We start from the raw sequence: 14,285 nt of genomic DNA on the forward strand, positions 1-14,285 counted from the left end.
CGTAATTTGAATTAATAATGTTTTAATTTTTTGTAACAAATCCTTTGTTGGAAGTGTTTTTCAGATATTTTATTTTCACATAGTTTAGAATTATTTTAAATAATGTGGTATCTTGCCGTTTAAAGACACCGGATAAAAACAGTGATGATTGCCTGTGATATAAATAAAAAATGCCTGAATTGAATATTCAGGCAGGATTTAAATGAATAAGGCTGAAGGTAAGAATTATAATATCATTGTATCAGATATTCCTAGCTGTCAAGCTGTTCCATAGCAATTGCGTCTATTTCAAACAACATTCCGGGTAAAGCCAGCTGGCTTACAGGAATAAGTGTACTTGTTGGCAGCAATGTAGATTTCCAGACTTTCCCGGCTTCTTCTGCCCATATCTCAAGTTTTTCCTGATTGTGACCAACAATAAGCAGGGTAATTTTAACAATATCATCAAACGTCATTGAATGGCTCTGTAAAACGATCTGTAAATTTTTCAAAGCATCCTGAACCTGAGTTTTAAAGTCATCTGCCAATACATGATTTTCACCAACACCGCCGCTCTGTCCGGATATAAAACACATCCTGGAAGGAGATTTCACAGAGATACTGTGAGAAAAACCATAAGGGGCGGGATTAAATAACTCAGCAGGATTGATCAGTTGGGGTTGTTTATTGTTTTCCATAATCTTTCATTTCATAAAGTAAAAATGATAGGAAAAAATTGAAAAAGCCTTTACATATGTTGAGGGAAATATTTTTTAATTCTTTATATACTTTCGTGAATAATAAAATTCTGATACAAAAAAATGCTGTTCGGAGAAACAGCATTTTTTGTTTTTATTCTACAACAATACTTTCAATCCCTTTTGCAGGGCCGTTTCCTGAACGACCGGAACAGAAAGTCCTTCTGCACGGACAACGGAAATATCCGTCATTCCCATAAATCCAAGTGTTTTTTCTAAGTAAGGAATTACGAAGTCGTAAGCCTGTCTTTCCCTTCAGAATATACGCCGCCACTTGAAAAGACAAGGTATACTTTTTTATTTTTCACCAGGCCTTCAGGGCCGTTTTCGCTGTAGCTGAATGTTTTTCCTGCTCTGGCAATATGATCAAGCCATGATTTCAGTGTAGAAGTGATACTGAAATTGTACAGCGGCGCTTCGATAACAATAATGTCAGCCTCCTGAAGCTCATCAATTACCGTATCCGAAAGCTTTACAATTTCCGACTGTTCAGAAGTCCGGTTTTCAGCTGGTGTAAAGAATGCATTGATATGCGCTTCTTCCAAATGAGGAAAAGAGGATTAGCCAGATCACGTTTTTTTAAAATATGGTCAGGATACTTGGCTGTGATTTTCTCTACAACTGCATTTCCCAGTTTTTTACTGATTGATGATTCACTTCTCGGGCTCGAAGTAATATGAAGTACTCGTTTCATTTTTTATCTTTTTTAAAATTAATGTTCCAAAATTATCTATATTTACTAATAAAAAGATAGTAGTTACCGAAAGGTTAGTAATAACATTTAGGTTAGTAACAGAATAAAACAGAGGCAATGGAAGAAGAAAAAATAGTGTATTCAAGGCCGCAATGCAGTAACCATCTCTCTGCTACAGAGGATGCATTATATGTTCTCGGAGGCAGATGGACCATTCGTGTAATGATTGCGATCCTGGGAGGGCACACCCGCTTCAATGAATTACAGCGTACCATCAAGGGAATATCTGCACGGGTATTATCCAGTGAATTGAAAAAACTGGAAGTTAATCATCTTGTGGAGAGAACCGTTATTACAGATCAGAAACCTGTGCTGGTAGAATATGTTCCTACAGAGTATAGCGAATCTCTGAAAGATGTCATTGCTGCTTTGGCAGACTGGGGAACAAAACACAAGAAAAAAATCACTGCATAATAAAAGAATAAGCGGTGTTGCAGCAAAGTCACTTTTTCTGTGGTATATGTTAAGTTGCAACTTTGCTTGTACTTTAAGTATTTTTACTCAAATTAATAATGGCAAGATGATCATATGCGAAGACTTATTATTTTCCCACGGAGCCGGTCTGGAAAGGTATGAAGCAGGAGAAACAATTTTTCAGGAAGGAACCGCTGCAAAATACTATTTCCAGATCAGATATGGCACTGTGAAACTGAATACTTTATTGGAAGACGGGAAAGAATTTGTTCACGGGCTTCCTTTTGATGGTCATTGCTTTGGTGAAAGTTATTTATTTACCGGGCATCATTACGCCGTTAACGCTGTTGCGGTAACCAGCTGTGAAATTATCAGGCTTCCCAAAACGAGATTTCTTGAAATATTGCTGGAAAAACCAGCATTAATGCTTGAAATCAGTAAATATACAGCAGACAGGCTGCATTTCAGGTATATGATCTCCAGCTTTCTGGCTATTTCAGATCCTATCGTAAAGCTGGTGAAACTTTTTGACCATCTTAAAAAATATTTTGGATTTGAAGAAGCTTATTCATTCCTTATTCCCTATACCAGACAACAGATTGCGACACTCACCGGTCTCCGGGTAGAAACGGTAATCAGATATGTCAAAAAAATGCAGGAGCAGAAACTCGTTAAAATAGAAAGCTCTAAAATTTATTATTAATCAGTCAACCGGGTTATTTCAGGATGAGCACGGGCTGATGGGTATTCTGGTAAATTCCTTCGGAAATGCTTCTGCTTGCCAGATAGTATAAAAAGCTGTGCTTACCGGGCAAAGCAATGATAAGATCGGCTTCATGAGTGGCTGCAAACATCAGAATTCCATTAATGACATTTTCATCATGGGAGTAATAAATGCTGCTTGGGATTTCCGTTAAATGTTCACGGATGTAGTCTTCCAGCTCTTTTTTCTTGTTTTCATCTTCTTTTTCGCGGGTATTGATATTTAAAAAAGACAGATGCACATCCTGCTTATGAATGAGAGATTTATGATGAAACAATCTTTCTAACCGTTTAATTCCGTTGATATCACAGGGGATAAAGATATTTTTAGCAGGAGTATAGTGATAGCTGTTGGGAACAATTAAAGTCTTCACAGGACTTGTTCTTGCAATGCTTATGATATTGTCAGATACAAAACTTTCAGTGGCAGATGTCTGATCGTCACTTCCCAGAATAATCAGTTCTACAGACGGTTCATCTTTTAAAAGTTCATTGATACTTCTGGTAAGAGCCCAATCACTTAAAATTCTTGAAACCTTGATCCCAGGTGATTTTTCTGTTACAATGCTGCTTAACTGATCAAGTAATGATTCTGTTCTCTGCAATAGATTGTTGACATTTTCCTCATTTACAAAAGAATGTCCTTCTGCAATATGCAGATAGTCAAACTCAGATTCTCCTGCTGTTTTTAAGAGGATGATGTTTTGATAGCCGTAGGTTGTTGCCCAGTCTGCGGCGACTCTTACTGCATTTTCTGTAGTTGATGTAAAATCAACAGGTACAAGGATTGTTCTCATATTGTATCATGTTTTGATCCTGGTTATTCCAGGTTTGCTGTCATTTTTTTACCAGTAACAGTGCTTTGCTGATCTCTTCCTCATCAATGCCGTCAACTGCTTTTTTATAAAGATCCAATGCCCATGGATAAACGGTTTCCACAATCTGTTTACCCTTCGGTGTTAAAAAGACCTGCTTATTTCTCCTGTCGTTTTCATCAGCTATCCGCTTAACAAGATCTCTTTTTACAAGGCTGTTGATGAGATAGGTAATACTGGATTTGTCTTTGCTTACTTTATTTCCTATTTCCTGCTGGTTGATTCCGTTATGGCGTGAAAGCAGCCCCAGAATCTCGATCAGTTCAAAAGACAGGTCCGGATCATATTCATTAACGGTAGCCTGGATTTTCTGCCGGAGACGGCTTTTCATCTCACTCATTGCCAGACCAAGCTCCAGAGCCAGCTCAGAAATATCATTCTTTTTTGCAGACATACTTTACTTATATAATGATAAACAGGATAAGAGCCATACACAAATGGATTTTTAGCATCACTTATCCTAACAAATATACGAAAATTAGTTTTAATTAAAACTAATTGGATGTTAAATAATAGCTGGAAAAGAATAATTAAACCGGGATGTACTTTTTGCAGGAATAAATTTTGCTGTTGTTTATACAATGAATTTTAAAGTGTAATTTAAAACAGTAATCATGCCTGAAATTGTGTTAAAAAGAGTTTATGAATCTCCGTCTCCGGACGACGGATACCGTGTCCTGGTAGATCGTCTGTGGCCCAGAGGACTTTCAAAAGAAAATGCTGATCTTGATGAATGGGATAAAGACATTGCACCATCAACAGAATTAAGGCTTTGGTTTCATCATGACGTCAGGTTATGGGAAGAATTCTCAGAAAAATATATAAAAGAACTTCATGAAAGTAACCTTGGGAAAGATTTCCTGAAACGTCATGAGAAGTATAAAAAAATTACATTGCTGTATGCAGCCAAAGATGAAGAACACTGCCATGCGATTATTTTGAAAAAATATCTTGAAAGTATACAATAAGACATAAAAAAGCAGAGAATCAACTGATCTCTGCTTTTTCTTTTTTAACAGCCTGATGCATCATCATAATAATCCCGAAAAGAAAACAGGCGATGATCAGATAGCGCCAGGAAAGATCTTTCTGCTCACTTACCGTTCCGCTTACCGAAATGATAAAGCTTGTTACAGAGGTGATCACATATACCAATCCGCCCATCAGTCCGCCCGCAGTTCCTGCATTTTTAGGAAAGTAAAGCATACTTGTTGTAAAGAACGAGGTAAATAAAATTCCGGAGCAGATATGGATGAAAAACGCGAAAGGAATCATAATAAAAAGACTCTCCGCAAAATAACTGGTGATAATCAGCCCTGCGATGAGGATCAGCTGGAGAAAAATAGGCTGTAAAATCCTTGATCTGAAACCCAGAGTCAGTCTGCGTTTCCCGATAAAACCTCCGATCATCCAGGAAAATCCCAGGATCAATGTACAATATCCGATCACAACCGGAGTAAAATGAAACGTATTTTCAATAATAAAAGGTCCGGTAATATTAAACAACATTACAATGGAGTAGCTCAGTCCTAAGATGAAAATTCCCAGCATAAAAATCCTGTTCTTAAGCATCATTTTGTAAAGGCTGATATTCTCCGAAAGATTCAGTTTCTTTTTTTGGGAAGGCTCTCCCCGCTGAAGAACCATTCAAAAGGAAAAGAACTCCGGCGTATGCGGCAAGGAAATAGAAATTGGCATGCCAGTTAAATATTTTCTCAAGATAACCTCCGAGGAAAGGGGCCAGAATAGGACCGCAAGACCATACAATGGTAAAATAACTCAGATAGTGCTTCACTTTCTCTGCATCATAAATATCTACGAAAATAGCACGGGTAGCCACAACAAGCACTGAAACGGCTGCCCCCTGAAGTATACGAAGCAGGCAGATCAATAAGATGCTGTTCGTCATAGTAATTAAAATACTCGTCAGGATTAGCAGAAATAAGGCGATCAGTTTGGGACGGTAGCGGCCGATGCTGTCCAGAATTCCTCCCACAAACAACTGGGAAATCCCGTAGCTCAGAAGGTATGATGTTAAAGTAATCTGGATATCTTTTTCTGATACCATCATTTCTTTCGCCATAGAGGGAAACGATGGTAGATAAATGTCTGTGACAAACCCGGAAAGCGGGATAGACACGAAAGCCATAATGGTAATTAATCTGATTCGTTGTTCAGATGCTTCTCTCAACATGTTCATTCATTTTTTACTATGCAAAAATAAGTCAGGAAATAGGAAAGTGAATTTTAAAAGACAAAGTAAAAATTACAAAAATCAAAGATTAAGATAAATTCTTAAATTTTAATGGTGAAGTGCGGGCGTGCTTTTTAAAGAAATTATTAAAGTGGGCAGGCTGGTCAAATCCTAACGTATAACCAATCTGGGCAATATCCCAGTTCGTATACTTCAGCAGATTTTTGGATTCTTCAAACATTTTTTCCTTGATAATCTGAGTGGTCGTAAGATTTGTCACAGATTTTACAGAAGAGTTCAGGTGATTGACATGAACGTTCAGGTGTTCGGCAAAGTCGGAAGGTGTTTTTAAAGCCAGAGGATAAGCAGGTGAATCCAAAGGAAATTGTTTGTTGAGCAATTCATCAAATAGTTTGTATAAACGCACATTTGCAGGAAGCTCATTCGGATTGATATCTTCTACACGGTTTTCAAGAGCCAGATGCATAACAGATGCCAGATTGCTTTTGATGCTGCTGCAGCGGAAAGGATAAGTGGAGTTGTTCATTCTGTACATCTGCTCGAAATAAAGTGTCGCCAGCTGGGTTTGTTCCTCTGTCAGAAAAACAACAGGCTTGCTCCATTCTTTGAACATCGACGTTTTTTTAAACAGATTGAATTCAGTGTTTCCACTAAAAACTCCTGGTTGAACAAACAAAAGTAACCTTCCTGTACATCACTCTCACACTCCCATGAATACGGAATACCCGGAGATGGAAAGAATAGGGCAGGGCGGTCAATATACAGCTGATGTGAACCATAATGAATCGTTCCTTTTCCAATAATAAAGCTGATTTTGTAATAATCACGGCGGTTATAGGGGCTTTTGAAGCTGCAGTATCTCCGCATGGAAATATTGAAGTGGGATTTTCCCGTTTCAAAGTCTTCAGAATCAAACATTTTGATCTGATCTCTGCGGATGCGTCTGTAATAATCTTCTATGGTTTCCAGCTGATCACTCATAAGTAAAAATTATAAAAATCAAAGATAAGCAAACTGCTGTTCACTCATGATAATTTTAAGTGCGATAATAAGAATCAGAATTATAGTTTTTCTCGATTTCAGCATATTAACAAAAAGTTACTGTTTAAAATATACGTAAATCTGTGTCCTGTGGTTAAGAATCAGCTTTTATTAATTTCCAGTTCCAAAATATGTGATGGAAGCTGAAAAGGACCCGTTTTTGAAATATCCGCAGCTACAAAGCCGGACTCTTTTAAAAACTGTGTAAGCGGATCATGGTCCAGCATATTGATCCATATAATATCCGTGAAGTTTACTGCTGATCTGCATTTTTTCCAGAGCGACTGTCTCGTTTCCGGAGTGTCAAACTCTGAAAGAATCACAAAGCTGATTTCTGTTGCCCGCTTTCCTTCAGGAATTCCGGGATGAAGTGAACCGCCTTTAATAATGCTGTACCCGATAGGTTTCTGGTCAGCATAGATCATGATCAGCTGGTTGGAAAGATTATTAAGGTCATTGATCATCTTTCTCGGATCTATATCGTTGTGAATATATTTTTTAATCTGCTCCTCACTTACGAAATCCTTATATAATGTATAAACAGAAGAATCAATAATGGTTATAAGATCAGAAATTCCTTCTTCAGAACCTACTGTAAATTTTGAAATAATATCCATAGGGATTTTTTTATTCAAAAATATAAGATTAATCTGTTCAAAAAGGATACAGTTTGCTAAAATATAATCGGTACAGATGGATATTTTTATAAATTTGTTCAGTACAGCTGATATGTATGATGAAACCCTATAAGTACGAAATTTTTGCAGCCGCAATAGAAGAACAGATACGCAGTGGAATGTTACAGGAAAATGACAGGCTTCCTTCTGTTCGTGAGATGAAGAGAAAATATAAGCTGAGTACAAGTTCTGTACAAAACGGATTTGAATATCTTATGATCAAGGGACTGATCAGGAGCAACCCACGGTCCGGATATTTCGTCAGGAGAATTCAGGAAGAAAATATCCCGGAAGTGAAAACAAAATTCCCGGCGGTCGTAAGAGACGAAGTGTTCATGAAAAACATCATGCTGACTTCCAAAAGAACCTCAGAATCCAGCTCTTTTAATACGGCAGTGCCCGGTGATCTGCTAATTCCGCAGAAGCTTATTCTGAGAACAATGCAGGAAGTTATCCGTGAAAAAGGAGCATCTCTTCTCAGGTATTATCCCTCAAACGGATTGGAAGCATTAAGGATGCATATTGCAAAAAAATGGGAGTCTATGACTGTACCTTAAATCCTGATGAAATCATTATCACTGATGGTGCTTTGCAGGCTCTTACCATTGCTTTAAAGTCGGCTGCAAAAGCTGGTGATGTGGTAGCTGTTGACAGTCCCTGTGTATTTTCTGTGCTGGAAGTAATTGCCCATCTGGAGCTGAAAGTGATTGAAATTCCTGTAGATTATAAAAGGGGTTTTGATACTGAATTCTTCAGAAAAGCATGTAAGGAGAACGATATCCGTGCTTTGGTTGTTACTCCGAATTTTCACAACCCTACAGGAGTGCTGATGAATGATGAAACAAAAAAGAAATTCTTAACATTGCTGAAGCTCATCAGTTATCTATTATTGAGAATGATATGTATTCTGATCTGTATTTTGGCGAGCAAAGACCACGCTGTATAAAAAGCTTTGATACGAAAGGTCAGGTCATGATCTACTCATCATTTTCAAAAACACTTTCGCCGGGAATCCGCCTGGGCTGGCTGTATGCCGGTAATTTGTATGCAAAATCTGAAAGAGTGAGGTTTGCTTTGGGACGGTCTGTTTCTCCGGTATATCAGGAACTGGTGCTGAAGCTGCTCCAGGGAAACAGCTATGAAAGGCATCTTCAGTCCTTCCGGAAAAAACTTAATCAGCAGGCTGTTCAGGTATTGGAGGCCTTAAGGAATTTTTTCCTGAAGGCTCTTATTTTCACAGACCGCAGGGAGGTTACAGCATCTGGGGGCAGCTTCCGGAAAGTACAGATATAAAAAGGTTTTATGAGTATTGTGAGCGGCACCGTATTTTATTTACTCCCGGAGATACCTTTTCTTTTATGGACAGATATCATTACCATTTCAGGATTATTTTTGCAGAAAGAATTACTTCTGAAAGTATTGTTTTGCTGGAAAGTGCAGGCAGGAAAGCAAAAGAATTGCAGATGTAAATCATTAAGAGCTATAAAGGTACATCCAAAGATTTTATAAGACCTGTAAAGCGGAGTGATCTTGATTTTTATTCGGTTCCCATTGATTATTAACGGTTTAACTGAGTGTTGGTTTGTACTCCATGTAATATCAGGTTATATGGTTGATTTCTACAATAATTCATTTTCATTGTAAAAATTAAATTGAAATTAAGAAAGACTCAAAAAAAATAATAAAATCCGCTATTTTTTTCAGCACAATTAGGCTGGAATCACCATAAAACCTATATTTGCAGCCTAAATTTTTAAATAAATGAAAGAACTAATTGAAAAAATCAACGCAGAATTTGAAGCGTTCACAACTGAGGCAAACCAACAAGCGGAAAAAGGAAACAAGGCTGCTGGTACAAGAGCTCGTAAAGCAGCTTTAGAACTAAGCAAATTGTTCAAAGAATTCAGAAAAGTTTCTGTAGAAGAAGCTAAGAAATAATTCACCTTTAACCGGCTTTTGAAGCCGGTTTTTTTTATTCCTTAATAGAATGTTTTTTTGAATTGTACCGTTCATTAGAACTAATCTAAGAATCACTGTTCTCCTTGGTCTTTTTTATAAATTACCAACATTCGCTGATTTCTGTTATTATTTTTTAGCTAAAAATGTTGATAATATCTTGTGAATGCCTCTTTTTTTAGGCTTAATCTTTCATCATCTCCCTGAATTCTGCTATCTTTAAGCCAATCAATATATATTATGAGGATAAATAGATTTTTTGCAGTGCCTGCAGTAGTGCTGGCTGCCCAGTTTTCATGGGCTCAGATAAAGGTTGATCCCAAAGAAAGGTTAGACCCTGTCGTAAAAAGTTTTGTAGATGAAGTTAATAATAATTCCCAGCTGGAAAACCTGGCGTATGAACTGCTGGACGGGATCGGGCCACGCCTTGTGGGAACTCCTGAAATGCTTGCCGCAAACGAATGGAGTGCCAATAAGCTTCGTTCATGGGGAGTGGAAGCCAATCTTCAGCAATTCGGAACCTGGAAAGGATGGCAGAGAGGAACAACGCATGTTGATATGATCTATCCGCGGGTAAAATCTCTTGCAGCAACACAACTGGCGTGGAGTCCGGCTACTAAAAAAGCAGTTGAGGCAGAAGTGATTATTCTTCCGAAAGCATCTTCCAAAGCAGAATTCGACCAATGGCTTCCTTCTGTGAAGGGGAAAATAGTGCTGATGGCACAATACCAGAAAATCGGGCGCTCTGATGAGCAGATCAAAGAATTTGCTACTCCTGAGCTGTATGAAAAGCTTAAGGCAGAAAAAGAGCAGGCTGCCAAAGACTTTACAGCGTATGTGAAAAATATCGGATATGATAACAACAGCCTTCCTGAAGCGTTAGAAAAAGCTGGTGCAGCAGGTATTGCCATTTCAAACTGGACCGGTATCATGGGGGCTAACAGAATATTTGGAGCAAAAACATCCAGAATTCCAATGATCGATATTGATGTGGAAGACTATGGAATGCTTTACAGAATAGCGGAAAAAGGCGGGAAGCCTAAAATTAAAATTGATGCCCGGTCAAAAATACTTCCTGAAGCTAAAAGTTTTAATACAATCGGGATGATCAAAGGAAAAGAAAAGCCAGATGAATATGTTATTCTTTCCGCTCACCTTGATTCATGGGACGGCGCCCAGGGCGCTACGGATAACGGAACCGGAACGATCACGATGCTTGAAGCGATGAGGATCCTGAAAAAATATTATCCTAACAATAAGAGAACAATTGTCATTGGACTTTGGGGAAGCGAAGAGCAGGGACTGAACGGTTCAAGAGGGTTTGTTGCAGATAACCCTCAGATTATAAAAGGAGTACAGGCCGCTTTTAATCAGGATAACGGTACCGGTCGTGTGGTAAACATCAGCGGTCAGGGATTTGTAAAAGCTTATGATTATATCGGAAGATGGCTTGATGGTGTTCCTAAAGCAGTAAAGGCTCATATTAAAACTGATTTTCCTGGAATGCCGGGTGGCGGAGGTTCTGATCATGCTTCTTTTGTCGCAGCAGGAGTACCGGGATTTTCTTTAGGCTCTCTGAACTGGGGCTACTTCGGATATACATGGCACACTACAAAAGATACCTATGACAAGATTGTTTTTGATGAGGTAAAAAATAATGTGATCTTAACGGCTGCATTAGCATATATGGCTTCTGAAGACCCGGAATTTACCAGCAGAGAGAAAAGAGCAATGCCTCAGGATGATAAAGGGGAAACGGTAAAATGGCCGGAAGTAAAAGAACCCAGAAGAAGTTCTAAGGAGTACAAGTAAATAATTTCTTCTTTAGAAAAAATATAAGGCTGCCTAACAGGCAGCCTTTATTTTGATATATAATCTTATTTTACAATATCAGAAATATGAACCTTTAAATCAGAAAACGTAATAAGGGATGGCTCATAAAGAGATTCAGCTAACTTTCCAAAACCATATTTACAGAAAACAAACGGAAGTCCATTAGTCTTTGCTGAATCATAATCGGTTTGGGTATCACCTATGTATACAGAATCTTCAAAGGATAGCTGATTTCTTTCCATAAGAAGCCTGATGTTGTCAGCTTTTGGCTTTTGGGTTCGCCCATGAGACTCAAAGTCCGTAAACAGATCATTGAACCTGTAATATTCTAAAAATGATTCAATATAACCATCCTGGCAGTTGCTTACAATAAAAAGAGCATGAGTATTGGCCAGGCTTTTCAATGTATCTTCCACGCCGTCATATAAAATTCCGCCCTGTATACGCAGGATTTTATTTTCTTCGGCTACTATTTCAGAAAGAAGATCCCGTACCTGAAGATCTGAAATTCCCGGAACAATATCTTTGATAATATCGTGAGCTAATAAACCCATGTACTGATCCATGTCTTCGGGCTTTATTTCTCTTTGGATTAACTGATGTTTACCCAATACCTTATTCCATATTTTGATGATCGTTGCTCTGGGATCCCATAATGTGCCATCAAGGTCGAAAATTAAGTTCTTTGTGTTCAAAATAAAAATTTTGTGTTTATACTTTAATCTGTAACAGCGATTTACAAAATCATACTCAGCTGTACTCTTTTTCTTGCCTCATCCACATCGGTTACCTTTACATGGACATGCTGGTGAAGCTTTACTACTTCATTGACATCGGAAACAAATCCGTCTTTCAGCTGGGAAATATGAACCAGTCCGCTTTCTTTAATTCCAAGATCTACAAAGCATCCGAAGGCTGTAATATTATTGATAATTCCAGGAAGAATCATACCAGCTTTTAAATCTTTAATGCTTTTAACATTAGGATCGAATTCAAATACTTTGGCGGCCTTTCTTGGATCCAGTCCCGGTTTTTCAAGTTCTTTTAAAATATCCTTAATTCCCAGGATCCCGATCTCTCCGGTAATATAGTTTTCCGGTTTTACCAGAGCTATTTTTTCTTTATTGGCAATCAGTTCATTGGTTTTAATTCCTAAGTCTTTGGCCATTTTCTCAACAATTCCATAAGCTTCAGGGTGCACGGCAGAATTATCCAGAGGGTTTTTAGCATTTGTAATTCTTACAAAAGCTGCTGCCTGCTGAAAAGCTTTATCTCCAAGTCTCGGAACTTTTTTAAGCTGCTTTCTGTCTTCAAATGCTCCGTTTTCAGTACGGTAACTGACAATATTTTCAGCCATTTTTTCCCCGATCCCGGAAACATAGCTTAAAAGGGATTTGCTGGCCGTATTTAGGTTAATTCCCACAGAATTTACACATTTCATTACAGTAGAATCCAGCTCATTTTTTAACTGGGTCTGATCCACATCATGCTGATATTGCCCGACACCAATAGATTTGGCGTCAATTTTCACCAGTTCTGCCAGCGGATCAGAGAGTCTTCTTCCGATGGAAACGGCTCCACGAACAGTCACATCATAGGAAGGAAACTCGTCTCTTGCAATTTTACTTGCAGAATATACTGATGCTCCGGCTTCTGAAACCACGAAAACCTGCAAAGGCTTATCAAAAGCAATTTTTTTGATAAAGAACTCTGTTTCACGGCTTGCGGTTCCGTTACCAATTGAAATAGCTTCAATATTATAGGCATTTACCATAGAACGGATTTTTTCATTGCCATTCCGCTTTCATTCTGTGGAGCATGAGGGTAAATGGTTTCGTTGTGCAACAGGTCACCTTTTTCATCCAGACACACCACTTTGCAGCCGCTTCGGTATCCCGGATCAATCGCAAGGATTCTTTTCTCTCCCAAAGGTGGAGCTAAAAGCAGCTGGCTTAAGTTTTCAGAGAAGATTTCGATTGCTTTTTTGTCTGCCTTTTCTTTGGCTTCCTGCAGGGCTTCATTAGAAATGGCGGGCTCAAGAAGTCTTTTATAGCTGTCTTTTATGGCCAGCGAAATCTGGTCCGAGCTTTCATTATTGGATTTGATAATTGCTTTTTCAATACCATCAATCGCCTCTTCTTTGTCTATTCCTACATTCGTTTTGACGAAGCCTTCCGCTTCAGCTCTCAGCATGGCCAGAAGTCTGTGGGAAGGAGTTCTGTTAAGGCTTTCTTCCCATTCAAAATATTGAGAGAATTTTTGTGCTTCCTCTTCGTCTTTTTTAGCCTTTACAACTTTTGAAGTAATAACTGCCTTACGCTGAAATAATCTGCGGAGATTTTTACGGACGTACATATTTTCATTAATCCATTCTGCCATAATATCTCTGGCCCCTGAAGTGCTTCCTCTTCGGATGTAACTTCGCCGCTGAGGTATTTTGATGCCAGGAACCGCACATCATTATTCTTTTGACTCATAATCATTCTGGCCAAAGGTTCAAGCCCTTTTCCTTGGCAGCATCAGCTTTGGTTTTCTTACGCTTTTTAAAAGGTAAATAAAGATCTTCCAGCTCCTGGATATCAAAGCTTTCTTCTATTCTCTGTTGCAGTTCAGGTGTTAAGAAATTTTGCTCTTCAATAGATTTTAAAATAGATTCTTTTCTTTTAACAATCTCTTCAAACTGCCTGCTTATTTTTGAAATCTGTTCGATCTGTGTTTCATCAAGATTTCCGGTTTTATCTTTCCGGTAACGGGAAATAAAAGGTATGGTGCAGTCTTCTGCTAATAGTTGTAACGTATTGTTGATGCTCTTTTCAGAAATATTCAGCTGTTTCTGTATAAATTCTACGGTCGTCATTGTTCTGTTTTCGTAGGGCTAAAATAGGGTTTTAAAACGAAAAAAGGCGAGTTGCCCCGCCTTGAATGTTTTCACAACGGAATAATCCTTATTGTGAATTGCTTTTCAAAATTATTGATACAAATATAGAAGAAAAGTTCTTAAGTTGATTTACGGGAAACCTC

At 38.2% G+C, this 14,285-nt stretch carries 15 protein-coding genes and 3 pseudogenes; 7 read left to right on the top strand and 11 right to left on the bottom strand.

Annotated features, from left to right (window positions below; genetic code table 11):
• Nucleotides 1-251: 251 nt before the first annotated feature.
• Both OWR28_RS09835 and OWR28_RS09840 read right to left on the bottom strand, forming a co-directional pair.
• On the bottom strand, nt 252-677 hold the full coding sequence (locus OWR28_RS09835) for a RidA family protein (RefSeq protein WP_332386486.1): 426 nt from the start codon (nt 675-677) through the stop codon (nt 252-254).
• Nucleotides 678-836: 159 nt separating this feature from the next.
• A pseudogene (locus OWR28_RS09840) lies at nt 837-1,282 on the bottom strand (FMN-dependent NADH-azoreductase).
• 266 nt (nt 1,283-1,548) lie between these two features.
• Between OWR28_RS09840 and OWR28_RS09845 the strand changes: the two are divergent.
• Complete coding sequence (locus OWR28_RS09845) at nt 1,549-1,905, top strand: winged helix-turn-helix transcriptional regulator (RefSeq protein WP_312285451.1); 357 nt, start codon at nt 1,549-1,551, stop codon at nt 1,903-1,905.
• A 106-nt stretch (nt 1,906-2,011) separates the two neighbouring features.
• The gene (locus OWR28_RS09850) at nt 2,012-2,608 is read left to right on the top strand and encodes a Crp/Fnr family transcriptional regulator (protein ID WP_332386487.1); all 597 of its coding nucleotides are present in this window, start codon (nt 2,012-2,014) and stop codon (nt 2,606-2,608) included.
• Nucleotides 2,609-2,621: 13 nt separating this feature from the next.
• Here the strand turns inward: OWR28_RS09850 and OWR28_RS09855 are convergent, their stop codons facing one another.
• Nucleotides 2,622-3,464, bottom strand: a complete 843-nt coding sequence (locus OWR28_RS09855; RefSeq protein ID WP_332386488.1) for a universal stress protein — start codon at nt 3,462-3,464, stop codon at nt 2,622-2,624.
• 40 nt (nt 3,465-3,504) lie between these two features.
• Complete coding sequence (locus tag OWR28_RS09860; protein WP_332386489.1) at nt 3,505-3,936, bottom strand: MarR family transcriptional regulator; 432 nt, start codon at nt 3,934-3,936, stop codon at nt 3,505-3,507.
• Nucleotides 3,937-4,156: 220 nt separating this feature from the next.
• On the opposite strand from OWR28_RS09860, the gene OWR28_RS09865 reads away from it, so the two are divergent.
• A complete protein-coding gene (locus OWR28_RS09865; protein WP_332386490.1) occupies nt 4,157-4,510 on the top strand; it encodes a DUF488 domain-containing protein in 354 nt (117 codons plus the stop codon).
• 19 nt (nt 4,511-4,529) lie between these two features.
• Here the strand turns inward: OWR28_RS09865 and OWR28_RS09870 are convergent, their stop codons facing one another.
• The 5 genes from OWR28_RS09870 to OWR28_RS09890 form a co-directional block, all read right to left on the bottom strand.
• Nucleotides 4,530-5,117, bottom strand: coding sequence for a hypothetical protein (locus OWR28_RS09870; RefSeq protein WP_332386491.1), 588 nt, complete (start codon nt 5,115-5,117; stop codon nt 4,530-4,532).
• Nucleotides 5,107-5,736 carry an MFS transporter gene (locus tag OWR28_RS09875; RefSeq protein WP_332386492.1) on the bottom strand — a complete coding sequence of 210 codons (630 nt, stop codon included), beginning with the start codon at nt 5,734-5,736 and terminating at the stop codon, nt 5,107-5,109. Before OWR28_RS09875 ends, OWR28_RS09870 begins: the two co-directional genes overlap by 11 nt.
• Before the next feature lie 88 nt (nt 5,737-5,824).
• On the bottom strand, nt 5,825-6,370 hold the full coding sequence (locus OWR28_RS09880; protein ID WP_332386493.1) for a helix-turn-helix transcriptional regulator: 546 nt from the start codon (nt 6,368-6,370) through the stop codon (nt 5,825-5,827).
• A complete protein-coding gene (locus OWR28_RS09885; protein WP_332386494.1) occupies nt 6,334-6,738 on the bottom strand; it encodes a hypothetical protein in 405 nt (134 codons plus the stop codon). The genes OWR28_RS09880 and OWR28_RS09885 overlap by 37 nt, the downstream gene beginning before the upstream one ends.
• A 161-nt stretch (nt 6,739-6,899) precedes the next feature.
• Complete coding sequence (locus OWR28_RS09890) at nt 6,900-7,415, bottom strand: hypothetical protein (RefSeq protein WP_332386495.1); 516 nt, start codon at nt 7,413-7,415, stop codon at nt 6,900-6,902.
• A 116-nt stretch (nt 7,416-7,531) separates the two neighbouring features.
• On the opposite strand from OWR28_RS09890, the gene OWR28_RS09895 reads away from it, so the two are divergent.
• The 4 genes and pseudogenes from OWR28_RS09895 (at nt 7,532) to OWR28_RS09910 (ending at nt 11,243) form a co-directional block, all read left to right on the top strand.
• On the top strand, nt 7,532-8,032 hold the full coding sequence (locus tag OWR28_RS09895; protein ID WP_332386496.1) for a GntR family transcriptional regulator: 501 nt from the start codon (nt 7,532-7,534) through the stop codon (nt 8,030-8,032).
• Nucleotides 8,008-8,768 (top strand): annotated as a pseudogene (locus OWR28_RS09900) (aminotransferase-like domain-containing protein). Before OWR28_RS09895 ends, OWR28_RS09900 begins: the two are co-directional and overlap by 25 nt.
• Nucleotides 8,769-9,236: 468 nt before the next feature.
• Entirely contained in the window at nt 9,237-9,413 is a 177-nt protein-coding gene (locus tag OWR28_RS09905) for a BF3379 family histone-like protein (protein ID WP_002978882.1), read from the top strand.
• Between the two features lie 258 nt (nt 9,414-9,671).
• On the top strand, nt 9,672-11,243 hold the full coding sequence (locus tag OWR28_RS09910) for a M20/M25/M40 family metallo-hydrolase (protein WP_332386497.1): 1,572 nt from the start codon (nt 9,672-9,674) through the stop codon (nt 11,241-11,243).
• A gap of 65 nt (nt 11,244-11,308) precedes the next feature.
• On the opposite strand, the gene OWR28_RS09915 is transcribed toward OWR28_RS09910, so the two are convergent.
• Together OWR28_RS09915 and OWR28_RS09920 are read right to left on the bottom strand one after the other, a co-directional pair.
• The gene (locus tag OWR28_RS09915; RefSeq protein ID WP_332386499.1) at nt 11,309-11,959 is read right to left on the bottom strand and encodes an HAD family hydrolase; all 651 of its coding nucleotides are present in this window, start codon (nt 11,957-11,959) and stop codon (nt 11,309-11,311) included.
• 41 nt (nt 11,960-12,000) lie between these two features.
• A pseudogene (locus tag OWR28_RS09920) lies at nt 12,001-14,121 on the bottom strand (Tex family protein).
• Between the last annotated feature and the right edge of the window lie 164 nt (nt 14,122-14,285).

The organism is Chryseobacterium sp. 1B4, assembly GCF_036631475.1.
GTDB lineage: Bacteria > Bacteroidota > Bacteroidia > Flavobacteriales > Weeksellaceae > Chryseobacterium.